The sequence below is a fragment of the Maritimibacter alkaliphilus HTCC2654 genome, assembly GCF_000152805.1.
Classification (GTDB): Bacteria; Pseudomonadota; Alphaproteobacteria; order Rhodobacterales; family Rhodobacteraceae; genus Maritimibacter; species Maritimibacter alkaliphilus.
In genome coordinates this window covers 2,886,063-2,909,701 of sequence record NZ_CH902578.1, presented here as the reverse complement: position 1 = coordinate 2,909,701, position 23,639 = coordinate 2,886,063, and the positions used below count along the sequence as shown (strand labels likewise).

At 63.4% G+C, this 23,639-nt stretch carries 27 protein-coding genes; 11 read left to right on the top strand and 16 right to left on the bottom strand.

Annotation, left to right across the window (positions count from 1 at the left end; translation table 11 throughout):
* Positions 1–18: 18 nt before the first annotated feature.
* Positions 19–684: a tRNA (5-methylaminomethyl-2-thiouridine)(34)-methyltransferase MnmC2 gene (gene mnmC2 / locus RB2654_RS15110; RefSeq protein WP_040885058.1), complete on the top strand. Its 666-nt coding sequence runs from the start codon at positions 19–21 to the stop codon at positions 682–684.
* Positions 684–1,580, top strand: coding sequence for a DMT family transporter (locus RB2654_RS15105; protein ID WP_008333417.1), 897 nt, complete (start codon positions 684–686; stop codon positions 1,578–1,580). Before mnmC2 ends, RB2654_RS15105 begins: the two co-directional genes overlap by 1 nt.
* On the opposite strand, the gene RB2654_RS15100 is transcribed toward RB2654_RS15105, so the two are convergent.
* The gene (locus tag RB2654_RS15100; RefSeq protein WP_008333416.1) at positions 1,555–3,507 is read right to left on the bottom strand and encodes a lytic transglycosylase domain-containing protein; all 1,953 of its coding nucleotides are present in this window, start codon (positions 3,505–3,507) and stop codon (positions 1,555–1,557) included. The two genes, RB2654_RS15105 and RB2654_RS15100, sit on opposite strands and share 26 nt — an antisense overlap.
* A 156-nt stretch (positions 3,508–3,663) precedes the next feature.
* Between RB2654_RS15100 and dapA the strand changes: the two genes are divergently transcribed.
* Positions 3,664–4,536, top strand: coding sequence for a 4-hydroxy-tetrahydrodipicolinate synthase (dapA, locus tag RB2654_RS15095; protein ID WP_008333415.1), 873 nt, complete (start codon positions 3,664–3,666; stop codon positions 4,534–4,536).
* A 22-nt stretch (positions 4,537–4,558) separates the two neighbouring features.
* On the opposite strand, the gene RB2654_RS15090 is transcribed toward dapA, so the two are convergent.
* Complete coding sequence (locus RB2654_RS15090; protein WP_148912572.1) at positions 4,559–5,422, bottom strand: hypothetical protein; 864 nt, start codon at positions 5,420–5,422, stop codon at positions 4,559–4,561.
* A gap of 92 nt (positions 5,423–5,514) precedes the next feature.
* On the opposite strand from RB2654_RS15090, the gene smpB reads away from it, so the two are divergent.
* Positions 5,515–5,991 (top strand): SsrA-binding protein SmpB, encoded by a 477-nt coding sequence (gene smpB / locus RB2654_RS15085; protein WP_040885747.1) that lies wholly within the window; start codon positions 5,515–5,517, stop codon positions 5,989–5,991.
* Here the strand turns inward: smpB and RB2654_RS15080 are convergent, their stop codons facing one another.
* Together RB2654_RS15080 and RB2654_RS15075 are read right to left on the bottom strand one after the other, a co-directional pair.
* Complete coding sequence (locus tag RB2654_RS15080; protein ID WP_008333408.1) at positions 5,992–6,465, bottom strand: GyrI-like domain-containing protein; 474 nt, start codon at positions 6,463–6,465, stop codon at positions 5,992–5,994.
* A gap of 50 nt (positions 6,466–6,515) precedes the next feature.
* A complete protein-coding gene (locus tag RB2654_RS15075; protein WP_008333407.1) occupies positions 6,516–6,881 on the bottom strand; it encodes a VOC family protein in 366 nt (121 codons plus the stop codon).
* 168 nt (positions 6,882–7,049) lie between these two features.
* On the opposite strand from RB2654_RS15075, the gene RB2654_RS15070 reads away from it, so the two are divergent.
* Entirely contained in the window at positions 7,050–7,808 is a 759-nt protein-coding gene (locus RB2654_RS15070; RefSeq protein ID WP_008333406.1) for an electron transfer flavoprotein subunit beta/FixA family protein, read from the top strand.
* Positions 7,808–8,734 (top strand): electron transfer flavoprotein subunit alpha/FixB family protein, encoded by a 927-nt coding sequence (locus tag RB2654_RS15065; RefSeq protein ID WP_008333404.1) that lies wholly within the window; start codon positions 7,808–7,810, stop codon positions 8,732–8,734. The genes RB2654_RS15070 and RB2654_RS15065 overlap by 1 nt, the downstream gene beginning before the upstream one ends.
* 94 nt (positions 8,735–8,828) lie before the next feature.
* Here the strand turns inward: RB2654_RS15065 and RB2654_RS15060 are convergent, their stop codons facing one another.
* Positions 8,829–9,656, bottom strand: coding sequence for a DUF6473 family protein (locus RB2654_RS15060; RefSeq protein WP_008333399.1), 828 nt, complete (start codon positions 9,654–9,656; stop codon positions 8,829–8,831).
* Between the two features lie 172 nt (positions 9,657–9,828).
* Between RB2654_RS15060 and RB2654_RS15055 the strand changes: the two genes are divergently transcribed.
* Positions 9,829–10,704 carry a 3-hydroxybutyryl-CoA dehydrogenase gene (locus RB2654_RS15055; protein WP_040885048.1) on the top strand — a complete coding sequence of 292 codons (876 nt, stop codon included), beginning with the start codon at positions 9,829–9,831 and terminating at the stop codon, positions 10,702–10,704.
* 35 nt (positions 10,705–10,739) lie between these two features.
* On the opposite strand, the gene RB2654_RS15050 is transcribed toward RB2654_RS15055, so the two are convergent.
* Genes RB2654_RS15050 through RB2654_RS15020 form a run of 7 tightly spaced genes read right to left on the bottom strand, consistent with a single transcriptional unit; the run spans position 10,740 to position 16,275 of the window.
* Entirely contained in the window at positions 10,740–11,678 is a 939-nt protein-coding gene (locus tag RB2654_RS15050) for a lysophospholipid acyltransferase family protein (RefSeq protein WP_008333396.1), read from the bottom strand.
* A 42-nt stretch (positions 11,679–11,720) separates the two neighbouring features.
* Positions 11,721–11,999, bottom strand: coding sequence for an HPr family phosphocarrier protein (locus tag RB2654_RS15045; RefSeq protein WP_008333394.1), 279 nt, complete (start codon positions 11,997–11,999; stop codon positions 11,721–11,723).
* Complete coding sequence (locus RB2654_RS15040; RefSeq protein WP_008333392.1) at positions 11,996–12,403, bottom strand: PTS sugar transporter subunit IIA; 408 nt, start codon at positions 12,401–12,403, stop codon at positions 11,996–11,998. The genes RB2654_RS15045 and RB2654_RS15040 overlap by 4 nt, the downstream gene beginning before the upstream one ends.
* Before the next feature lie 30 nt (positions 12,404–12,433).
* Entirely contained in the window at positions 12,434–13,327 is an 894-nt protein-coding gene (gene rapZ, locus RB2654_RS15035) for an RNase adapter RapZ (protein WP_008333390.1), read from the bottom strand.
* Positions 13,324–13,767: an HPr kinase/phosphorylase gene (locus RB2654_RS15030; protein ID WP_008333387.1), complete on the bottom strand. Its 444-nt coding sequence runs from the start codon at positions 13,765–13,767 to the stop codon at positions 13,324–13,326. The genes rapZ and RB2654_RS15030 overlap by 4 nt, the downstream gene beginning before the upstream one ends.
* Complete coding sequence (locus RB2654_RS15025; protein ID WP_008333385.1) at positions 13,764–15,542, bottom strand: sensor histidine kinase; 1,779 nt, start codon at positions 15,540–15,542, stop codon at positions 13,764–13,766. Before RB2654_RS15025 ends, RB2654_RS15030 begins: the two co-directional genes overlap by 4 nt.
* 31 nt (positions 15,543–15,573) lie before the next feature.
* The gene (locus RB2654_RS15020; protein WP_008333383.1) at positions 15,574–16,275 is read right to left on the bottom strand and encodes a response regulator transcription factor; all 702 of its coding nucleotides are present in this window, start codon (positions 16,273–16,275) and stop codon (positions 15,574–15,576) included.
* Positions 16,276–16,640: 365 nt separating this feature from the next.
* On the opposite strand from RB2654_RS15020, the gene RB2654_RS15015 reads away from it, so the two are divergent.
* Both RB2654_RS15015 and RB2654_RS15010 read left to right on the top strand, forming a co-directional pair.
* Positions 16,641–18,239: a phosphoenolpyruvate carboxykinase gene (locus RB2654_RS15015; protein WP_040885046.1), complete on the top strand. Its 1,599-nt coding sequence runs from the start codon at positions 16,641–16,643 to the stop codon at positions 18,237–18,239.
* Positions 18,239–18,805, top strand: coding sequence for a DUF3859 domain-containing protein (locus tag RB2654_RS15010; protein WP_008333378.1), 567 nt, complete (start codon positions 18,239–18,241; stop codon positions 18,803–18,805). The genes RB2654_RS15015 and RB2654_RS15010 overlap by 1 nt, the downstream gene beginning before the upstream one ends.
* A 3-nt stretch (positions 18,806–18,808) precedes the next feature.
* Here RB2654_RS15010 and RB2654_RS15005 read toward each other — a convergent pair whose 3' ends face one another.
* On the bottom strand, positions 18,809–19,585 hold the full coding sequence (locus RB2654_RS15005) for a sulfite exporter TauE/SafE family protein (RefSeq protein WP_008333376.1): 777 nt from the start codon (positions 19,583–19,585) through the stop codon (positions 18,809–18,811).
* A 145-nt stretch (positions 19,586–19,730) separates the two neighbouring features.
* Between RB2654_RS15005 and RB2654_RS15000 the strand changes: the two genes are divergently transcribed.
* Positions 19,731–21,404 (top strand): acyl-CoA dehydrogenase family protein, encoded by a 1,674-nt coding sequence (locus tag RB2654_RS15000; protein ID WP_040885044.1) that lies wholly within the window; start codon positions 19,731–19,733, stop codon positions 21,402–21,404.
* Positions 21,405–21,475: 71 nt separating this feature from the next.
* Positions 21,476–21,859: a nuclear transport factor 2 family protein gene (locus RB2654_RS14995; protein ID WP_008333372.1), complete on the top strand. Its 384-nt coding sequence runs from the start codon at positions 21,476–21,478 to the stop codon at positions 21,857–21,859.
* Here the strand turns inward: RB2654_RS14995 and RB2654_RS23720 are convergent.
* From RB2654_RS23720 to RB2654_RS23595, 3 genes are read right to left on the bottom strand one after another with little or no spacing between them, the layout of a single operon-like run.
* The gene (locus tag RB2654_RS23720; protein ID WP_008333370.1) at positions 21,856–22,023 is read right to left on the bottom strand and encodes a hypothetical protein; all 168 of its coding nucleotides are present in this window, start codon (positions 22,021–22,023) and stop codon (positions 21,856–21,858) included. The two genes, RB2654_RS14995 and RB2654_RS23720, sit on opposite strands and share 4 nt — an antisense overlap.
* A 32-nt stretch (positions 22,024–22,055) precedes the next feature.
* Positions 22,056–23,366, bottom strand: coding sequence for a type IV secretory system conjugative DNA transfer family protein (locus tag RB2654_RS14990; protein WP_008333368.1), 1,311 nt, complete (start codon positions 23,364–23,366; stop codon positions 22,056–22,058).
* Positions 23,363–23,554, bottom strand: coding sequence for a hypothetical protein (locus RB2654_RS23595; RefSeq protein ID WP_161600698.1), 192 nt, complete (start codon positions 23,552–23,554; stop codon positions 23,363–23,365). The genes RB2654_RS14990 and RB2654_RS23595 overlap by 4 nt, the downstream gene beginning before the upstream one ends.
* Between the last annotated feature and the right edge of the window lie 85 nt (positions 23,555–23,639).

Here is a 23,639-nt window from a genome sequence, read left to right as displayed (position 1 = left end):
ATAGGGGATCGGCTGGAAATGAGCCAGAGAGCGACGTTGGAATGGCGCGACGGGGCGATCCCGGTCTCGACCCGGTTCGACGACCCCTATTTCTCCATCGCGAACGGGCTGGCCGAAACCCGGCATGTGTTCCTTGACGGGAACGAGCTGCCCGACCGCTGCGTACCGGGGTTCCACGTCGCCGAGCTTGGCTTCGGAACCGGGCTGAACATGCTGGCGATGGTTCTCGCGTTGCGTGAAACGAATATCCCGATCCGCTTCACCTCGTTCGAGGCCTTTCCCATGAGCGGCGAGGATATTGCCCATGCACTCGAGGCGTTTCCCGAGGCGCGTTCGGTCGCGGACCCGTTCCTTGACGTCTGGGATCAAGGGGTCCGGTTCTTCACGGTCGGCCCGGTGACGGTCGAGGTGATCGAAGGCGACGCGCGCGAGACGTTGGCCAAGTGGCCCGGCGAAGCGGATGCGTGGTTTCTGGACGGGTTCTCGCCCGCCAAGAACCCGGAACTGTGGTCGCCGGAAATGATGGCCGAGGTTTGGCGCCACACGGCTTCGGGCGGCACGGCGGCAACCTATACTGCGGCGGGTTTCGTGCGCCGGGGGCTGGCGGATGCGGGGTTCGCCGTCGAGCGTCGACCCGGCTACGGCCACAAACGCCACATGACCGTGGCACGAAAGGGCGTCTGATGGCGGTTCAGAACACGAAGGCCGGCATCATCCTGATGCTCGGCGCGGTCTTCACCTTCGCGGTGCAGGACGGGGTCTCGCGGCTGCTCGCCGACAAGTACAACGTCTATCTGATCGTGATGATCCGCTACTGGTTCTTCGCGCTGTTCGTCACCGTCATGGCGGCCCGCAGCGCCGGGGGGCTCCGCCGCGCGGTCGCGACCAGCCAGCCGTTCCTGCAATCGTTCCGGGGCGTGATCCTGATCGTCGAGGTACTGGTCACGATCTATGCTTTCGTGGTGCTGGGCCTGATCCCGACGCACGCCATCTTCGCCTCCTACCCGCTGATGATCGCGGCGCTCTCCGGTCCGGTGCTTGGGGAAACCGTCGGGCCGCGCCGGTGGCTCGCCATCGGCGTGGGGTTCGTCGGCATCCTCATCATCCTGCAACCGGGGTTCGCCGTGTTCGCGCCCGAGGCGCTGATCGCAGTCGCCGCCGCGCTTCTCTTCGCGATCTACGGGCTCGCCACGCGTTATGCCGCGCGCAAGGACAGCGCGCAGACCTCGTTCTTCTGGACCGGGATCGCGGGGGTCGTGGCCATCACCGCCGTCGGCGCGTTCCACTGGGAACCGATGGAGCGCCCCGACTGGATCTGGATGGCGATGCTCTGCATCACAGGCGCGCTCGGGCACTACCTTTTGATCCGTTGTTACGAGGTGGCCGAGGCGAGCGCGGTTCAGCCCTTCGCCTATTTCCAGCTCGTCTTCGTTTCGATCATCGCGATCCTGTTCTTCGGCGAATCCATCGAATGGAACGTGGCGCTCGGCGCCACCATCGTGGTCGGCGCCGGGCTGTTCACGGCTTGGCGCGAACGGCAGAAGGGCCGCAAGGTCAGCGGCGCTTCAGCATTGCGGTGAAGTTCAACTCGCCGACCTCCCCCTTGAGCCGCGCCTCGTAGATCGGGAGCGTTTCGGTCACCCGCATCACGTAGTTCTGGGTTTCGTCGAAGGGGATCATCTCGATCCAGTCGATCACGTCCACGTCCGGGTCGCGTGGGTCGCCGCGTTCCTCGGACCAGTTGTAGGCGCGCCCGAGACCCGCGTTATAGGCGACCGCGATCAGCACCGGATTGTCCCCGAACCGCTCCATCAGCCAGGCGAGGTATTCCGAGCCCAGCCGCGCGTTGTATTCCATGTCCGTGGTCAGCTTGGCCGGCGCATAGTCGATGCCCAGACGGTTCGCCATGTCGCGCGCGGTGCCGGGCATCAGCTGCATGAGCCCCAGCGCCCCGGCATGGGAGCGGACCGTATGGTTGAACTCGCTCTCGCGCCGGGAAATCGCCATCTCCAGCGCGCGCGGCACGTTGGGATTGCCGCTTCCGATCTCCGGTGTCGGGAAATAGGCGCGTTCGAGCACCTTTTCGAAGTTCACCGAATGCTTGGCGATCTTGAGCATGACGTATGGCAGCCCGACATCCTCGGCCCAATCGGCCAACTGCCCGGTTTCGGTGCGATCGAGCCGCTCGGACAGATGCACGACGAAGCGCTGCGTCAGGTAGTATTCGTCCAGCGCCGCGACCAGCCGCGCGGCCTCCATGATCGGAGTGCCCCAGAAGCTGGCTTCGGTGTAATCGGGAAACTCCTCGGTCCCGGCGAGTTTCGGGTCCATCGGCAGGCCTGCCTTTTCGGCGGCCAGAAGGCCGTAGAAGGCAGTCTGATGCTGCGCTCCGAAGGCATAGGCGGCCTGCGCCTCGTCCTCGCGTCCGAGCGCCTCGAATGCCCGGCCCTCCCAGTACCCGGCACGGCCAAGGCTGATCGGCGTGTCGACGGATTCGCGGAACGACTGGAAATGCTTCAGCGCCGTTTCGGCGTCGTCCAGCATCCTGAGCGACACGAACCCGGCGATCCACTCGTTGTCCTCGCGGTCCCAGACCGCCTCGTCGATGTAGTGGTTCGCGGCGAGGTCATAGGCCATTTGCGCTTCGCCCCCGCGCATCTTCTCGCGGGCGAAACGGCGGCGTTCGTCGCCCCACATCACCGGGCGGCCCAGCGCCTCGGCCGAGGTGGACCGTTCGAGGACCATTTCGATCGCGTCGTCGATCCGGCCCTTGCGGAGCCGCCAGAGCATCCGCTCGTAAGCGAGGCCGGGGTCATCCTGAAGCGCCTCGGGCACCTTTTCGATCATCGCATCCACGCCGGGGTCGGTGTTGCGCAGCGCGATCCGGGCACGGGCGAGAATCTGTTGATCGGTCGAGACGCGCGCCATGTGCCGCTCGGCCTCGTCCGTCAGGCCGAGCCAGAGCAGATGATCCATCCGCTCCCAGTGATAATCCGCGAGCGTCTTGGGCCAGTCGTGCATGAACTGCTCTTCCTGCGACTGGGAGAGCGACATGGTCGTCCACGCGCGCCGCGCTTCGGCCTGAGCCTCTTCCTTGTAGCCCGATTCCCAAAGGCCCCGCGCATAGCGGATCGCCCCGGTGCCGGATTGCGGCTTCACGTCCTGAAAAAAGGTCAGCACATCCTGAACGACCGCATCGCGCGGAATCGAGCTTTCGGTCCGTTCGCGCAGCAGATCCTCGCCCGGCCAGTCGGGATGCCGGCTCAGAAACTCGACGCTTTCGGCGAAAGTGCCCTTGCCCGCCCGCAGGCGGTTCCATTCGATGATGTCGCGGGGCAAGGCGCCCGGCGGTCCTGCGGCCTCCAGCGCGTCGTCCCATTTGCCCTCACGCATGAGGGAAAGTCCTTCCTTCAACGCGGCGACGTCAGCGGCATCCTGCGCATGGGCAGGCGCGGACAGCACCACGAGAACAAGGAACAAACGGCGGAAAAGGCGGGCGAAATTCATGGCTCGTCTCGTCATGTCCGCATACCTAGCCCGCCAAATCGTTCTCGCAACACACATTCTTGGCATTTGGTTCAACTGCGGCTAGTTTCCGCCGCGTTTTACCAGGGCGCGACTCGCGTGCCCTTCCACGGACGAAGATAGCAACAGGAGCGTGACATGCTGAAAGGTTCGATTCCGGCCCTTGTGACGCCGTTCAAGGACGGCAAGGTGGATGTCGATGCGCTCAAACGGCTCGTGGACTGGCATATCGAGCAAGGCTCGCACGGGCTCGTCCCCGTCGGCACGACCGGCGAAAGCCCCACGCTTCTGCACGAAGAGCACCTGATGGTGGTCGACGAGGTGGTCAAAGCCGTCGATGGCCGGATCAAAGTGATCGCGGGCACCGGATCGAACAACACGGTCGAGGCGCTGCACTTCACCGAGCACGCGAAAAAGGCCGGGGCGGATGCCGCGCTCGTCGTGACGCCTTACTACAACAAGCCCACCCAGACCGGGCTGATCGCGCATTTCCTCGCCATTGCCGAGGTCGGCCTGCCGATCATCATCTACAACATCCCCGGACGCTCGGCGGTCGATATGACCCCGGCGACCATGGCCGAACTGGCAAAGCACGAGATGATCGTGGGCGTGAAGGACGCGACGGGCGATCTGGCCCGCGTGGCCTGGCAGCGCGACCTCTGCGGCAAGGATTTCATCCAGCTTTCCGGCGAGGATGCGACGGCGCACGGCTTCAACGCCATGGGCGGAGTCGGGTGCATCTCGGTGACCGCGAACGTGGCCCCGAAACTCTGTGCCGAGATGCAGAACGCCACGCTGGCGGGCGACTACGGCACCGCGCTGGAAATCGCGGACCGGCTGATGCCGCTGCATCGCGCGATCTTCATGGAGCCGGGCGTGTCGGGCGCGAAATACGGCATGTCCAAGCTTGGCCTTATCGAAGAGGACGTGCGTCTGCCGCTCATGGCCCTGTCGGACGAGACCAAGGCGGCCATGGACAGCGCCATGCGTCACGCGGGCCTTCTGAACTGATTTCACGCGCTGCGGCCAGCGATCACCCGTCGCTGGCCATAGCCTTGTGCAATGCATCGGCGCCACCCGGGGCCGCACCCAGCGCATAGGGCCTGATCCCCTCCAGCTTCCAGCTTTCGCCGGACCGATGGTCCGTGGCCGAGATGATGAAATAGGTGGCCCCCACGGCCAGAAGGTCGAGGATCAGGCTTTCGCCCGGCAGGTCATCCCCCATGATCTGCCTGTGCATCGCGACCAGCAGCGCCACGGCTTTCACGACATTCCCGGCCTCCGGCACATCGCCCAGCCCGACAAGCTCGAAGCTTCGGGCAAGCTCTCCACCCGACCGGGCCTCGGCCCGATAGACGTCGCGGCCCTGATCGTCCTGAAAATCCGATAGCTCGTAGATGTTGAGCGACATGGCTTCCCCGCCCACCGTTTCGATCATCGGGGGCAGGCCCATCGCGTCGCGCATCGCCTGTTCCATCGCGGGCCTCTGATCCTCGGGCACGCCCTCCAGCCGCTCCTGAAGGATGGCTTCCATCTCTGCGAAGGCTTCGTCCAACGCCTGCGTCGATCTGATCTCGTCGCCGCCGGTCGCATCACGTATCGCCGCCGCGCCCGATAGCGAAATCAACCGTCCGTTTTTGTCGTCGGCGATCCAGATGTCTCCGCCTGCGAAATCGCCGTAGATCGCCCCATCCGTCCCGCCGTTCACGGCGACCCACCCCGGCAGGATCGTGATCGTGAACGTCCCATCCGCGAGCGAACCGGAATAGCGCACCTGAATGGGGCTGACCCTGTCGAAGTCGAAACCGTCCGCCGTGGCGGGCGCCGGATTTTCCTCGGCCCAGAGCGGTGCCGCGAGCAACGCGGCACTCGCCGCAAGAAATAACCTCCTGAACATGGCTCCCCCCGAAATCTCTGTTCCAATAGCCCCGATCATACCATCCCGGCGCCACTCTGGACAGGCGAGGCGCGCCCGCCTACATGGGGTCGATGGCCAAGACCGATGAAAACAAGAACTACAAGGTGATCGCCGAGAACCGGCGGGCGCGTTTCGACTATGCGATCGAGGACGATCTCGAAGTCGGCATCGTGCTGGAAGGGTCCGAGGTGAAAAGCCTGCGGGTGAACTCCGCCAACATCGCCGAAAGCTATGCGGCGGTGGAGGACGGAGAGCTGTGGCTGGTCAACGGCTATATCGCGCCCTACGAGCAGGCCAAGACCTTTGGGCACGAAGAGCGTCGGCGCCGCAAGCTTCTGTGTTCAAAAAAGGAATTGGCGCGCCTGTGGAACGACACCCAACGCAAGGGCATGACGATCGTGCCTTTGGTGCTTTACTTCAACCATCGCGGCATCGCGAAGATGAAGGTCGGCATCGCGAAAGGTAAGAAGGTCCACGACAAGCGCGCGGATACCGCCAAGAAGGACTGGAATCGCCAGAAACAGCGCCTGCTGAAACAGCAGGGCTGATTACTTCGGCGCGACCGGCACCCAGATCTCGTAAAGCATCTTGCCGTCTTCCGGGCTGTCGTCGTCCGGATAGCATTCGAACACCGCACCCTCACGCTGCACGAAATCCGACTGCGGCAACCACTCGGCAAAGACGGCGTCGAAGCGCGCGGGCAGTTCGGCAATCGGCGTGCGCTGCGAGAAGACGACGTATTCGCCATCGACGAGGTGCATTTCACACGCGCCTTCGGGCAGATCTTCGGCCTCTTCGACCTCGATCCCCACGCCATAGCGGAACGAACCATCCGGCTTTGCGCCCATCGAAATCCCGTACAGCACGTCCGAGACGCGATGCTTGATCCCGTCCCGAATGGCGAAGAACTGCTCGTAGAGTTTCGGGATCTCGCCCCGGGTATCCAACGAATAGTCACCGACCAGACCAATAATCAGTTTGGCACGCGATTCGACGATGGCGGCATTCGGCAATGTGACCATGGGCACCTCCTGACGCGGACGGTAGCGCGGCTGTTGCCGAACCTAAACCCCTAGCCGGCGGGTTCCCACAACTCGATCGGATTGCCCTCCGGATCGTGCACGCGCGCGAAACGACCGATGCCGTCCATCGCCTGTTCGTGGCTGACCTCGATCCCCGCGCCACGCAACTGGGCGAGCATCGCATCCAGATCGGCCACGCGGAAATTCAGCATGAATTGCTGGCTGTCGCGACCGAAGTAATCGGTGTCGGCGGCGAAAGGTGCGAACACGGTCGGCCCCGCCTCCTGCATCCACGGCATTCCATCGGCATCCTGCGGCACGAGGTTCACGCCGAGCATGTCGCGATACCAGTTCGCCAGCGCGGTCGGATCGTTCGACCGAAAGAACACGCCCCCGATTCCCGTGACCTTCTCCATGTTTGCGCTCCCATGCCGATTTGACGTCACGCCACCGTATCACAATTCCCCGAAACGCGGCGTCGCAGCGCAACTTTTGGTCGCTTTGGCATTGTGACGCCCCCGACATTCTCGCTACACCATGCCCCAGACAACTGCCCCGGTGGGGCGCAACGGGAGAGAACGCTCATGAAGGTGCTTGTGCCTGTGAAGCGCGTGATCGACTACAACGTGAAGGCGAAGGTTAAGTCCGACGGCTCCGGTGTCGATCTTGCGAATGTTAAGATGTCGATGAACCCCTTCGACGAGATTGCGGTGGAAGAGGCGATCCGGTTGAAGGAAGCGGGCAAGGCCGAGGAAGTGGTCGCGGTTTCGATCGGCGTGAAACAGGCGCAGGAAACGCTGCGCACGGCGCTGGCGATGGGGGCTGACCGCGCGATCCTCGTGGTGGCGGCCGACGACGTTCACACCGATATCGAGCCGCTTGCGGTCGCCAAGATCCTGAAGGCGATCGTGGACGAAGAGCAGCCCAAGCTGGTCATCGCCGGCAAGCAGGCGATCGACAACGACATGAACGCGACCGGCCAGATGCTGGCCGCCCTGCTCGGCTGGGGTCAGGCGACTTTTGCCTCGGAGCTCGACATTGACGGCGACGCGGCCACCGTGACGCGCGAAGTCGATGGCGGTCTCCAGACGATCAAGGTGGGCCTGCCCGCCATCGTCACCGCCGACCTGCGCCTCAACGAGCCGCGCTATGCGTCGCTGCCCAACATCATGAAGGCCAAGAAGAAGCCCTTGGACGAAAAGACCGCCGCCGATTACGGCGTCGACGTCGCGCCCCGCCTCGAGGTGGTCAAGACCGCCGAGCCGCCGGTGCGGTCGGCGGGCATCAAGGTCGAGAGCGTCGATGAGCTCGTGTCGAAACTCAAAGAAAAGGGGGTCGTGTGATGGCCGTTCTGCTTCTTGCCGAAGTCAACTCCGGCGAACTCGCGCTGGACGCCACCGCGAAAGCCGTCACCGCCGCCAAGGCGCTTGGCGATGTGACCGTGCTCTGCGCCGGCGCCTCGGCCGCTGCCGCCGGTGAGGCCGCGTCCAAGATCGACGGTGTGGCCAAGGTGCTGGTCGCGGAAGGCGACAGCCTCGGCCACCGCCTTGCCGAGGCGACCGCGGACCTCATCGTCTCGCTCGCCGGGGATTACTCGCACATCTGCGCGCCCGCGACGACGGACGCGAAGAACATCATGCCGCGCGTGGCCGCGCTTCTGGATGTGATGGTGATCTCGGATGCCTCCGCCGTTGTGGATGCCGATACGTTCGAACGCCCGGTCTACGCCGGGAACGCGATCCAGACCGTAAAGTCGAAAGATGAAAAGAAGGTTATCACCTTCCGGACCTCGACCTTCGACGCGGCCGGCGACGGCGGTTCGGCGAGTGTCGAGACCATCGGCGCGCCGGATGCCTCGGGCAAATCCGAATGGGTCGAGGACAAGGTGGCCGAAAGCGACCGCCCGGAACTGACCTCGGCGGGCATCGTCGTGTCGGGCGGCCGTGGCGTCGGCTCGGAAGAGGACTTCGCGCTGATCGAAAAGCTGGCCGACAAGCTGGGCGCCGCCGTCGGTGCCTCGCGCGCCGCGGTCGACTCGGGCTTCGCCCCGAACGACTGGCAGGTGGGCCAGACCGGCAAGGTCGTCGCACCGGAACTCTACGTCGCCGTCGGCATCTCGGGTGCCATTCAGCACCTCGCGGGCATGAAGGACTCCAAGGTCATCGTCGCGATCAACAAGGACGAAGAGGCCCCGATCTTCCAGGTCGCCGACTACGGCCTCGTCGCCGACCTCTTCACCGCCGTCCCGGAGATGATCGAAAAGCTCTGAGCCGGAAAGGCGTTCTTGCGCCCTCCGCACAGGGCGCGCAGGCGACATGCACAACGAAAAGGCCCGCCGGATCGGCGGGCCTTTTTTGATTGGATCAGAGCAATCGCCGGAGCGACGCATCCAGCGCGGCGGCCGCCCTTGCATGTGCGACGGTGCCCAGCATGCCGCGCGCCACGGGTTCCTCGAACTCGTTGAAGGCAAGGCCCGCGAATCCATCGACGATTTCTTCCGGTGTCACCACCACCTCGACGATCTCCTCGACGAACGGGGCCACCGCATCCAGCATGTCGCTGTCGACGAAAAGCGGGTCGGCCCCGTCCGCAGTGTCAGTCTCGGCCCGGTCCGGCGCATGGCTCGAAAGCCATAGAAGCACCACCCGGCTGTCGATCCGCGACACCAACGTCTTCATCCGCGCGACCCACGCCTCGCGCAATTCCTGCTCGACCATGGCGAACTTTTCCGCCGAGGTCGCGCGAAGTGCCGTGAGCAGATGGCGCGTGAAGTTGAACTCGGTGAAATCGACCTCGCGGTAGATCGTTTTCAGCAGGTTCGAGGCCCGCAGGAACCTGTCGTTGCGCCGGGGATGCACCGCGTAGAACCGGTTCGACATATTCTGCGCGCCGGTAACCTGCACGACCGTCACCTCGGCCTTGGAACAGATGTCCACGACCGTCCGGTCCTGCGAAAACACGTCGATCCCTGCATTGACGCAGCCAAGGTTGACCACCGGCATGTCGAGCACGCTTTCCGTCAGCGCCGGAAACGGCGTCTCGACGAATTTTCCGTAGGTCTCGGTCCCTCCGATCATCGCGACGTAAGGCGCCGTCAACTTGCGCTTCGGTCCCCGGAACAACAGTTTGGATTTCCCGTACCGGCACGGGACATAGTCAAGGGCACTCTCGCCCAGGTTTTCATAGGCCATTCCACCCACTCCATTTTTTCACCCGACAGACAATCTGTCAGGGACTCGTTGCCAAACACTTAAAGACAGCCGGGCCGGGAGGGGTCTTTTCTGGCGGCACGGTTAACGGCGGGGTCTTGCCCCCTGAACCCGCCCGCGCCTATGGTCCGTCAGACAAGTGGAAGGGTCGCAAATGGCAATCAAGACGGTGGGCGTGGTCGGCGCAGGGCAGATGGGCAATGGCATCGCGCATGTGATGGCACTGGCCGGGTACGACGTTCTGCTTACGGACATCAGCCAGGATGCGCTCGACGCCGCACTCGACACCGTGCGCAAGAACCTCGAACGGCAGGTGTCGCGCGACAAGATTTCGCAGTCGGACGCGGACGCCGCGATGGCCCGCATCAAGACGACGCTGACGCTGACCGACCTTGGCCCTTCCGACCTGATTATCGAGGCGGCGACCGAGCGTGAAACGGTCAAACAGGCGATCTTCGAGGATCTGCTGCCGCATCTCGGACCCGAGACGATCCTGACGTCCAACACCTCGTCGATCTCGATCACGCGCCTCGCCTCGCGCACCGACCGGCCGGAAAAGTTCATGGGATTCCACTTCATGAACCCGGTTCCGGTCATGCAGCTCGTCGAACTCATCCGCGGGATCGCCACCGATCAGGCGACTTTCGAAGCCTGTCAGGAGGTGGTCGAGAACCTTGGCAAGACCGCCGCGAGCGCCGAGGATTTCCCGGCCTTCATCGTGAACCGCATCCTGATGCCGATGATAAACGAGGCGGTCTATACGCTTTACGAAGGCGTCGGTTCGGTGAAGTCGATCGACCAGTCGATGAAACTGGGCGCAAATCATCCGATGGGGCCGCTGGAACTGGCCGACTTTATCGGTCTCGACACCTGTCTGGCGATCATGAACGTGCTGCATGACGGGCTGGCGGACACCAAGTACCGCCCCTGCCCGCTGCTGACGAAATACGTCGAGGCCGGTTGGCTCGGGCGTAAGACCGGGCGCGGGTTCTACGACTATCGCGGCGACGTGCCGGTCCCGACGCGCTGACCGAAGCGGCGTTCAGGCCGCGCGCGCCCCGAACCTCAGGATTTCAAAGACAGCGTATGCTCGCGCAGCCACTTGATGAACTCGCGCGGGCTCGTCCATTTCTCGTCGACCTCGTCCGGCGTGATCGCCTTGCCGATCGTCGGGGCATGTGGCTGATTGCAGGCCCGGACGATCTCATGGATCAAGAGCCCTTGCCGCATCGTCGCGGACACCTTGTTCGCGATGTTGTAGGCGCGGGTGTTGCGACCATGGAATTTGATCGGAACGACCGTCGCGCCCGTCTTACGGATCAACTGCGCCGTGAACAGGTTCCACTCCGCCTCGACGGGCGGTCCCCACCACGTTTCCGACGCCGCGACGACACCTGACGGAAACACCGCAATGACACCGCCGGACTTGAGTCGTTCCAGCGCCTGCGCCCGCATTTCCTTGCCCTTTTCCTGCGCATCCGGGTCATGCGGAAACGGAACCGGGATCAGGAAGGACGACGCGACTTCGTCAAGCCCGGTCAGGACCGAGCGCGTCAGGATCTGAAAGTCCGGCCGCACGCGCGAGATCATGTCGCCCAGCACCATACCGTCGACAAGGCCATGCGTATGATTGGCCACGACCACCACGGGGCCCTCTTTCGGGATGTTCAGGTACTGCTCTTTCGGCGTGTTGACGTCGATCCCCATCGCCTTCATCGCACCGGACCAGAAGTCGATACCGGTCGGCGCGCCGAGCTTCTCGAACTTGTTGATCATGTGGAAGATCATCAGCTTGCCGGTCAGCATTTCCATCCAGCGGATGAGACGGGCCTGCACCTTGTTGTCGAAGGTGTCGGCGTAGCTGAGGTCGCGCTTGGTATAGGTGTGTCCAAGGGCAGGCTTTTCAGGCGAATACTGCTCACCCTGCCTGGCCGCATCACTCCGATCGGATGCGGCACGGCGGGCCGCCCGGGCCCGCGCAACGGTGTTTACAGATTGATCCAAACGGGATGCCCCCTTTGTTCTCGACTCGCGCAAGACGTGTTTCTACATGCCTTCGCCGAATTTGTCAGCCACGAGCGCATCGAGCGCCTCCATAAGCGCCTCGGCCTGTGGCCCCGAGGTCTCGACCTCGATCTCGCTCCCCCGCGACGCGGCGAGCATGAGCAGACCCATGATCGAGTCGCCCTCGGCCTCCATCCCGTCCTTGGAGACGCGGGCGCGCGCATCGTGGTTTTCGACGACATCGACGAATTTCGCGGATGCGCGGGCATGCAGGCCCTTTTCGTTCACGATCTTCATCTTGCGTGCGAGCGACGTGCTCATGGATGCGTGTCCTCCGCCTGCACGCCGTCGATGGCGTCAATGTACTTGCGACCGGCGGCCAATGCTGCCCGTGTCGCCTCCTCCACCGTTCCGTGGCGGGTTTTCGCCAGTTTGACAAGCATGGGAAGGTTCGCGCCGTACAGGATCTTGCGGTTGCGCCCCGCACAAGCCGGCAACGACAGGTTCGACGGCGATCCACCGAACATATCCACGACAACGATCACGCCATCGCCGTGGTCGACCGCATCGGCGGCGGCCATGATCTCGGCCCGCTTGCGACCACGGTCGCAATCGGCGGCGATTCTTATCGCCCGCACGGCCTCAAGTTTACCGACGACGTGTTCGACCGCAGACAGGTATTCACCGGCAAGGCCGCCATGCGCAACGATCACGATTCCGATCACGCGATGAACCTCGAGTTCTGATCCCTTGCCCTATGCGCCACCGCCCCCCTGACGCTCGAGCTCCCGGTGCCTAATTGACACTTGCCAGCCCTTGTCTGCAAGGGCCTTGGCCATTCTTTCCGCAAGGGTAACCGAACGGTGACGCCCGCCGGTGCATCCGAAGCCGATCGCGAGGTGAGATTTCCCCTCGTCCCGGTAGGCCGGAAGCAGGAATTCGATCAGGTCGCGGGTCTTGTCGAAGAACGGCACGAACCGCTCGTCGGCGGTCACATAGTCGACGACACCTTCGGACTGGCCGGTGAGCCCCCGAAGGGTCGGGTCCCAATGCGGATTGCGCAGAAAACGGACGTCGAACACGAGGTCCAGACCGCGCGGAACCCCGCGTTTGTAGGAAAAGCTCTGCACCGACACCGAGAGGTTCGCGTCCTCGCCTGCCTCAAAGACCGCAAGCAGCTCGGATTTCAGGTCGTGCGGAGACATTTCGGACGTGTCGATCAGCACGTCGGCCCGGATGCGGATCGGTTGCAGCAGGTCGATTTCCTTGGCGATCCCGGCCTCAGGCGTCTCGTTCGGTGAAACGGGATGGCGCCGTCGGGTTTCCGAATAGCGGTTCACCAGAACATCGGGGCGGCAATCTAGATACAGAACCTGAATTCGGTCCGACCAGCCCGCTTCGCCCGCATCGATCAGGTCGAGAATGGCATGGGTCGAAAAATCGCGGTTCCGAACGTCTATACCGAGCGCGATGGGATGCTCGGGGGCCGCGCCGGTGAACAGGCGCGGGATCATGCTGATGGGCAGGTTGTCGATGATCTCGTATCCGAGGTCTTCGAACACCCTGAGCGCCGTCGTCCGCCCGGCACCGGATGGCCCGGTGACGAGCACGACACGGGGCGAAACCTCGCCTGGACCCTGATCGCTCATTGAACCAACCCACCTTTCATCAGGGCCATGATGGATGCGGCGAAGTGCGGGGTGTCAACCCGCGACACCGTGACGATCCGTGATCCCAGAAGCTCGGTCCGGCGCGGCGCCGGCAGGCGCGCGGTCTCGGTGTGCGACAGATCGACGATCAGGGAAATCGGCGCACTGACTGCGTGCGGGACGGTGACAAGACCGATGCCGCGCGCTTCGATGACGCCGGTCATCCGGCCGGTGCCCAGCGCGACGGGCCAGCCGCCTTCGTCCGAGGTCACGCGGGTCAGGTCGTCCGAGATCAACACCGCGCCGTAGGCGATCAGGTCGAGCGCCAGTCCCGACTTGCCGCTGCCGGACGGGCCGGTGATGAGGACGGCCTTGCCGTCGACCGCGACCGAGGTGGCGTGAAGGATGTCTTTGGATTGGCGCGGAGGCGCCGGGGTCAAACCGGCAGACCGACGACGAAGCGTGCGCCCAACGGTTCCGAGGTGATGTCGGCATCGGTCGGGCGGATGTTCTCGGCCCAGATCACGCCGCCATGCGCCTCGACGATCTGCTTGGAGATGGCGAGGCCGAGACCGGAGTTGTTGCCGAACTGGCCCTCGGGGCGTTCGGAATAGAAGCGGTTGAAGATCTTGGTCAGGGCCTCTTCCGGGATGCCCGGGCCGGTATCCTCGACCACCACCAGAACGCGGTTGTCGCGGTGGCGCGCCCAGACGCGGATCGCGTCGCCTTCTTCACAGAACGACAGCGCGTTGGTGATGAGGTTGACGAAAACCTGTGCGAGCCGCGCTTCGAGGCCGTGGATCACGATGCTTTCCGACGGCAAATCGGAAATGAAGTCGACGCCTTTCCCTTCCGCCTCGTTGCCGAGGTATTCGGTCAGGTTGCGGATCATCTTGATGAGGTCGAACGGCTCTTCCTCTTCCTTCACAAGCTCAGAGTCGAGCCGCGAGGCGTTGGAAATGTCGGACACCAGACGATCGAGTCGGCGCACGTCGTGGTCGATCACGTCCAGCAGGCGTTCACGCTGTTCGTCCTTGCGGGCGAGCCGCAGGGTGCCGACGGCGGAGCGGAGCGAGGCGAGCGGGTTCTTGATCTCGTGCGCCACGTCGGCCGCGAACTGCTCGTTCGCGTCGATCCGGTCGTAGAGCGCCGAGACCATGCCGCGCAACGCTTTGGACAGGCGGCCGATTTCGTCAGGTCGGCCCGACAGGTCGGGGATACGCACCCGGCCTGCGTTCACGGCGGCCTGAGCATTCTTGTCGCGCCCGATCTCGGCGGCGGCGGCCAGATCGGCCAGCGGGTTCGCGATGGTCGAAGCAAGGACCAGCGAGAGGCCGATCGAGACGAGGATGGCGATCACGAACATCTGGAGCACCTGCTCGCGTTCCGCCCGCACCAGCGCGTCCAGTTCCCCGCCCACGGACGTCAGCGCAACCGCGCCACGCACCGCGCCGTCGACGGTAATCGGCGTGACGACGGTGAATCGGGTCGCCCCGCTCGCGTCCTGCCCGCCTTTGATCCGCGTGTTGCCGTTGTAGACGTCGGGCAGCAATTCCTTCGCCAGCGCCACGCTGTCCACCGGCATCGGCGGCTCGGTCGATTGCGCGGCGATCAGGCCCGCAACGGCCTCCCACACCTTCGAGAGGAAATCGGTGATGATGGTGGATCGTTCGTCGCTTTCCAGCCCGACGACCGCCGGGCGGTCGGTCCGCGGAATGCCTTCGTTCGTGCCCAGCACCTCACCCGCGGCATCGAAGACGACGATGTCGCCGCTGTCGTAGATATTGGTTTCGGCCAGAATGTCCCGCACAAGTTCGGGTGTGAGGCCGCCATCGACTTCGGGCTGGGTGTCCGGCGCATCGGCCGCATCGGGGGATGTGCCCGGAACGGTCGGCGCGATGCCCACGGACTGCTGAACGACGAACACCTCGGCCAGAAGCTCGGCGGTGCTGACCAAGGCCCGCTCCCGCTGCGCGACGAGGCTGTCGCGCACCGGATTGAGGTACAGAACCCCGGCCACGAGAACGACGAGGCCGAGCAGGTTGAATGTGATGATCTTGCGGGCGAGCGGTGAACGATTGACGGAAATCGCCTTCCGCCGGCGGCGGGAGTCGCGCAATTCGACGTCGACCGAAGACTGGGGATCGACCCAGTCTTCGCCCAGCACCACGTCAGCGCCGTCAGATACGGTGTCGGTGTCACGCACCAAGTTCACTCCGCTCGGGCGGTTGCCCCCCGCCTAGCCATCATTCTTCGTTGTAACGATACCCAATGCCGTACAACGTCTCAATTGCAGAGAACTCGTCATCCACAGTCCGCATCTTCTTGCGCAGCCGCTTGATGTGGCTGTCGATGGTGCGGTCGTCCACGTAAACCTGATCGTCATAGGCCACGTCCATCAGCTGATCGCGGCTTTTCACGAAGCCCGGACGCTGTGCAAGCGCCTGAAGCAAAAGGAATTCAGTGACGGTCAGAGACACGTCCTTGCCCTTCCACGTCACGGCATGGCGCAGCGGGTCCATCGACAGGTTGCCGCGCTGCATGACCTTGTTTTCTTCGGTGTCGGGCATGACCACGCCCTCGATCGCCTCCTGACGGCGCAGGAGCGCGCGGATGCGTTCGACGAGAAGACGCTGCGAGAACGGCTTCTTCACGTAATCGTCGGCCCCCATGCGCAGACCGAGCACTTCGTCGATCTCGTCGTCCTTGGAGGTGAGGAAGATCACCGGCATGTTCGTTTTCTGGCGCACCCGCTGAAGCAGGTCCATGCCATCCATGCGCGGCATCTTGATGTCGAACACGGCCATGTCCGGAAGCGCCTTGTTGAAGGCGTCGAGCGCCTGCTGACCGTCATTATACGTTTCAACCTCGAAGCCTTCGGCCTCAAGTGTAATGGAAACCGACGTCAGGATATTCCTGTCGTCGTCCACCAGGGCAATCTTCGACATTTGAGATGTCCTTGTTCTGCTCGTTTCTGCCAATTTTTTGCACTCATAGAATCCACTTTCTCGTGCAGAATCAACTCCCAAGTGCGAATCGGCCACCGGAATGCGTCTATTCAGCACCAATAGGGGTTAATTTTGGCTGATTTGTGGCGGGTCCGGAGACGGTTCCACTGGTGGTTGCGCAAACAGCCGCATTGCTTGCGCTAACGCGACAAAGCGCCCTGTTCCTACACGAAAACTGCATGTTATAGCCGCTCCACACGCTGCTGCACCGGCACCGTGGTGGAGGCTCTTTTTCCCGTTAGGCGTATGGGCCCCCTAGCACTATCATAAAGGCCGGCGGTGGGCCGGTAACAGGAGCACACGAGATGACCATTGGACGGGTGAACCCTTCGTACCGTTTGGAGGAGCAAGGCATCACGGGGCTTGGCAACGTCTATTACAACCTCATCGAACCCTCGCTGATCGAAGAAGCGCTGAAGCGTGGCGAAGGCCACCTCGGCAAGGGCGGCACGATGTTGGTCGAGACCGGCAAGCACACAGGTCGTTCACCCAAGGACAAGTTCGTGGTCCGCACCCCGGACGTCGAGGATTCGATCTGGTGGGAGAACAACAAGCCGATGGACCCGGCCAAGTTCGATGTGCTCTACGCCGACATGATCGAGCACATGAAGGGCCGCGACTATTTCGTGCAGGACCTGTTCGGTGGCGCGGACCCCGCGAACCGTCTGGACGTGCGCCTCGTGACCGAGCTTGCCTGGCACAACCTGTTCATCCGCCACATGCTGCGGCGCCCTGAACGCGACGAGCTGGATGATTTCGTGCCCGAGTTCACGATCATCAACTGCCCGTCGTTCAAGGCGGATGCCGACAAGCACGGCTGCCGGTCGGAAACCGTCATCGCGCTGAACTTCGCCAAGAAGATCATCCTGATCGGCGGCACCGAATATGCGGGCGAGAACAAGAAGTCGGTCTTCACGCTTCTCAACTACATCCTGCCCGGAAAGGGCATCATGGCGATGCATTGTTCGGCGAACCACGCACCGGGCAACCCGGTCGACACCGCGATCTTCTTCGGCCTCTCGGGCACCGGCAAGACGACCCTGTCCGCCGACGAGACCCGCGTTCTGATCGGTGACGACGAACACGGCTGGTCGGATCGCGGCACCTTCAACTTCGAAGGCGGCTGCTATGCCAAGACGATCAACCTGTCCGCCGAGGCCGAGCCGGAGATCTACGCCACCTGCTCGATGTTCGGCACCGTGATCGAGAACATGGTCTACGACGAGGACACCAAGGAACTCGACTTCGAGGACAACTCGATCACCGACAACATGCGCTGCGCCTACCCTCTGCACTACATCTCGAACGCGTCGAATTCGTCGCTGGGCGGGCACCCGAAGAACATCATCATGCTCACCTGCGACGCCTACGGTGTCCTGCCGCCGATCGCGCGGCTGACCCCGGCGCAGGCGATGTATCACTTCCTGTCAGGCTTCACCTCGAAGACGCCGGGCACCGAAGTGGGCGTGACCGAGCCGATCCCGACCTTCTCGACCTGTTTCGGCGCGCCGTTCATGCCGCGTCGTCCCGAGGAATACGGCAAGCTGCTTCAGGACAAGATCGCGAAGCACGGCGCGACCTGCTGGCTCGTCAACACCGGCTGGACCGGCGGCGCCTATGGCGTTGGTTCGCGCATGCCGATCAAGGCGACCCGCACTCTGCTCGCCGCGGCGCTGGATGGCTCGCTGTCGGACGCCGAATACCGCAAAGACCCGAACTTCGGGTTCGAGGTGCCGAAATACGTCGACGGCGTCGCCGAGGTTCTGCTCGACCCGCGCCGCACGTGGGACGATAAGAACTCCTACGACGCGCAGGCCGAGAAACTGGTCAAGATGTTCGCCGAGAACTTCGAACAATACCTCGAATACATCGACGACGACGTCAAAGCCGCCGCCATCGGCTGATGCTGATCGGTGCAACCAGATCTGTCGGACGCCTCGCCCTTACCGGCGGGGCGTTCGCGCTTCTGGCCCATGGCGCTTGGGCCGAGAACGCACGCGTCGTGAAAGACCCGATGATTTTCGTGGAGGCCGGCATCTTCTGCCCCCGCGAAGCCTCGGGCCGCGAAGAGGCGCCGGGAACCGAACGCGGCTACATCGACCTGATCGACGGTGAGCTGACCGCCGACTTTCACACCACGATCATCCCCGGCGAACTGGGCATCGGCTTCGGTGTGAGGTTCCAGTTGCAGGAAGGGATGGGCGCGCGCACCGCCTATATCGTCACCGAGCACCCGCCGTTCGGCTCCCCTCCGGTCACGGTGGAGCGTTACGCGACGACCGTCTACGACGACAGCGCGAACGCCTCCCTGTTCACTTTCGATTTCCCGTACGAGGTCGCCATCGGCACCTGGACCATCGGGGTCGAAATCGACGGCGAAATGGTGCTGTCGCAGGAATTCACCATCGTCCCGCCGGAAGACAGCTTCATCAGCGCCGATATGTGCCGAGGCCCGGCCTTGATGAGCTGAGGTTCAACCGAACAACCCACGGCGGATCAGGTTCAATCCGGCGACGACCAGCACGAGCAACATCGCCCGCCGGAAGGTCGCCTGCGGCATCCGGTCATGCAGCTTGAAGCCGATCCACATGCCGATCAGTGCAGGCCCGACCGCCGCAATCGACAGCGGGAGCGTCGAGGGGTTCAGCACGCCAGACCGAAGATGTGCGAGCAGAAGCGCGATCGACCCGATGCCGTATATCACCCCCTGCACCCGCATCGCGGCCGATTTGGGTGCATCGGTGGCCGTCAGATACATCACCGTCGGCGGCCCCCAGATGCCGGACATACCGCCAAGAAAGCCCGCAAATCCCCCCATCAAAGCCTCGTCACGGGTCCGGTTTTCGGGATCGAGGCGGAGCGCGAAGCCCGCGAGTTGCAGAACGGCGAACGCGACCAGCGGCACGCCGATCACGAGGAACAGGGCCTTGGAAGAAATCACGCCGACAAGCTGCGCCGACAGGACCAGCAGGATCAGCATCGCGATCAGGAACACGCGATAATCCTTCACCGATTGCCAAGCTGCGGCCCATCCGCCGCGTGAGGCCTGCCGGATATTCGTGACCAGCGTGGGCACGATCAACGCGGCCAGCGCCGTTTCGGGCGGCAGGATGGACCCCAGCCCGGAAATCATGATCATCGGCATGGCGAAGCCGACCGCGCCTTTCACGAAGCCCGCGAACAGGATGATGAGCGTCGCCGCGATCAGGGTGGTCGCGGCCATGTCTGAGAACACATCGAACAGGTCCATGCCTCCTCCTACGCTGGTTGCCGGCCACATGCAGCCCAATTCATCCGCGACATTTTCATACCATTGGACAAGCGTTCGCGAATTAATGTTGCGCTGCACCTGCAAACTACATATCACCGACGAGATAGATTCACCGGAGACTGACATGCCCAAGGACGCCGCCATGACAAAGCCGCTGCTGGACGATCTTCTGACCCTGACCGGCGAGGCGCTCGCCCCGGTCGAGGGCGTTCTGGAGGCCGCGACCGCCAAGGTGCGCGAGACGGTTTCGCAAGACGGAAAGGTGTCGGCGGCTCTGCTTGAGGAACACCAGTTCGCCGCTCATGCACTCGCGTGGCTCGCCACCTATGTCGAGGCGCTGCGCCAGACCCGCGCCTGGGCCGTCAAACTGGACGGCGAGGGACGGCTCGGCGAAATGGAGCAACTTCTGCTTCAGATCGCTTTCGGAGAATACCTCTGGCAGATTCAGGGCGGCATCCCGATGAGCCAGAATGAAACCGCCAAGCTGATCGACATGGGCCTCGCCCCGCAGGACATCGGCGCGATGATGCAGCCCGCCGTCATGACGCTGGTGGCTGGGGGCAACACGCAGGCCGCGCGGATGCGGCTTGTCGAGCTAATGCAGGACAACGCCGGCCACGCGACCTTCGGCGCCTCGGGGCTGGACGAAGAGCTCGAGATGATCCGGGAGCAGTTCCGCCGCTACGCGGACGAGAAAGTCGTGCCGCACGCGCATGAGTGGCACCTGAAGGACGATCTGATCCCGATGGAAGTGATCGAGGAACTGGCCGAAATGGGCGTCTTCGGCCTGACCATCCCGGAAAACCTCGGCGGCCTCGGCCTGTCCAAGGCCTCGATGGTCGTCGTGTCCGAGGAACTTTCGCGCGGCTACATCGGAGTCGGCTCATTGGGCACCCGGTCCGAGATCGCGGCGGAACTCATCCTCGCGGGCGGAACGGACGAGCAGAAATCGACATGGCTTCCCAAGATCGCCTCGGGCGAGGTGTTGCCGACCGCCGTGTTCACCGAGCCCAACACCGGATCGGACCTCGGCAGCCTGCGCACGCGGGCGGTCAAGGACGGCGACACCTACACCGTGACCGGCAACAAGACGTGGATCACACATGCCGCACGGGCGAGCGTCATGACGCTTCTGGCCCGCACCGATCCGTCGACCGACAATTACAAGGGTCTGTCGATGTTCCTGGCCGAGAAAGAGCCGGGCACGGACGAAAACCCTTTCCCGACCGAGGGCATGACCGGCGGCGAGATCGAGGTGCTGGGCTACCGCGGCATGAAGGAATTCGAACTGGGCTTCGACGGGTTCAAGGTGCCCGCCGCCAACCTTCTGGGTGGCGCAGAGGGTCAGGGCTTCAAGCAACTCATGCAGACGTTCGAATCCGCCCGCATCCAGACCGCCGCCCGCGCCATCGGCGTGGCGCAATCGGCGCTGGAAGTGGGCATGCAGTATGCCATCGACCGCAAACAGTTCGGCAAGTCGCTCATCAATTTCCCCCGTGTGGCCGGCAAGCTCGCCATGATGGCGGTCGAGATCATGGTGGCGCGCCAGCTCACCTATTTCTCGGCATGGGAAAAGGATAACGACCGCCGCTGCGACCTCGAGGCCGGGATGGCAAAGCTGCTGGGTGCCCGCGTGGCTTGGGCCTGCGCCGACAACGCGCTTCAGATTCACGGCGGCAACGGTTTTGCGCTGGAATACCAGATCAGCCGAATCCTCTGCGACGCGCGCATCCTGAATATCTTCGAGGGTGCCGCCGAGATTCAGGCACAAGTGATTGCGAGACGGCTTCTTGGATAACACCATCGCAAGGCGCCTTCTGGGCTGACCCCGGAAACGTGCTAGGGTCGGGCAGACCCGGAGGAGCCGATATGCCCGACCTCGACACGAACAAGCGCAACGTCATGGAGTTCTACGCCATGATGTTCAACGATTGCCGCCCCCGCGAGGCGATCGAGCGATACGTCGGCGTGGAATACATCCAGCACAATCCCCACGTCGCGACCGGCAAGGACGGTTTCATCGCCTATTTCGAACGCATGGCGCGTGACTATCCGGGCAAGGAAGTCCTGTTCAAAGGCGCCTGGGCCGAGGGCGACCGGGTGATCCTGCATTGCCACCAGATCTGGCCCGAAGGCCTCGAATACGCCGGGATCGACATCTTCCGGCTCGACGAACACGGAAAGATCGTCGAGCACTGGGATGTGCTTCAGGTCCTGCCCAGCGAGAGCGCGAACCCGAACGGGATGTTCTAATCCGTGCCGCCCGGCGCCATCTCGATCCCGATGTAGTAAGGCCAGAGCAATAGGGCGAGGATGCCCTTGAAGAAGCCGAGATGCAGGAAGCCGAGGGTGAACAGCCACCCCGCGAACCACAGTATCCCGAGCGAGCTTTGAACGATCACCTTGTCTTTCGCCATGACGTCCCCCGTGTTGCCACGGCCCCATCGTATCACCCGAACAGCCGTAGCTGTTCGCCCGAATTGTCGCAGGGCGGACCATAGGCCGGATTCGGATCGAACCGGCCCGCGAACGCCTTGTCGCTGAGGTAATCAAGCTTTCTCAACCGGCGCGTCGGCACACCGGCGTCCTTGACCATCACCTGCCCGCGCGTCAGCGCATGAACCGCCTCGGCTGTGGCGTCTCCGAAACCGAATTCGGCCAATGCGCGCGAGGCGGCCATGTTGTTCGGCGGTCCCATCGTCATCAGTGCCATGTTCTCGAGAAATACCTTGTGGCCCTCGCCATAGGCCCGTTCGAGTTGCGACAGGCTCTGCACCAGCATGGCGACGCGGATTCCATAGCCACGCCCCAGCGTCACAGCCGTCTCCAGACTGGCCAGCTTGCCGAGTTGTGCGGCCTCGTCGACAAGGAACAGGGTCGGATGGCGCGGGCGCGTGATCCGGCGCATCAGCCGCTGCATGATCGCGGTCAGGATGATCCGCACAAACCCGGAATGTGAGGACAGGCGGTCGGGCCGCAAAACGATATAGACCGTGACGGGCCGCCCTTCGATCAAGCGATCCACCGCGCCGGTATCGCCCGCGAAACTGTGCTGCACGCCGGGGCTCGCCAGCATCCGCAACTGCTGCGCCACGACCGCCGCGATGCTGGCGCGCGTGGTTTCGTTCGTGGAAAGGAATTGCCCGATAAAGGCACTGGCCAGCGGTGGCAGGTCGCCGTTCAGGTCGAGCATTTTGGCAAGCTCGTACATCCGGTTCTCGGTGTGGAACTTCTCATGAATCTCGTGAAAATACGCCGCGTCCTTGCCGCTTTTCTTGGCGAGATGGACGACAGCCGCCATCAGCCCGGCGATCACGTTCTGCGCGCTGTCGTCCCAGAACCGGTCCTTGTCGATCGTCTGATTGTTGAACAGATCCGACAGCGTGAAGATGTCGTCGGCATAATCCGGGTCATCGGTGTCCAGATGGGCGAGCGGGTTGAAGGTGTCGCCGCCTTGCGTGACGGTCTTGAATGGGTCGATGACAAGCACCTCACCGATTTGGCGGCGGTAGCGAGCCGTGACCTGCGCAATCTCGCCCTTCACGTCCACGACCACGGCGGATCCGGGGTAGTCGAGCAGTTGGGGAATGACGAATCCGCGTGTCTTTCCCGCGCCCGTCGGGGCGGCGCAAAGCCAATGGCTTTCACCGTTGTTCGCCCGCACCGGCGCATCGGTCTTGCGCTGCGATTTGGCAGCCGGGCGAAAGCCGATCCGGCGGGTGTTTTCGGTGGCGTCGGGCCAGCCGAGAATGAGCGTCATGTGAGTGGGTCCCCCAGTGCTTTGGCAACGGCGTTCCATGCGCCCCAAAGGCGGCCCCCGGCCGTCACCGGTCCTTGGCAGGCGCAGAAATAACGCATTGAAAAAGCGATAACTTTCGCCTCTTCAATCACGCCTCGCCGCGTCTGCCGGTTGATTTTGTTTGATGGCTGCTCCCAGCCGTAGGCCACTCTGGACCACCAGACTCGCACGCGTCCAGCGTCAAATTTCGGGGCATATGCGGAAGCGGAACGCGCCCCCGACTACCTTTCGGAA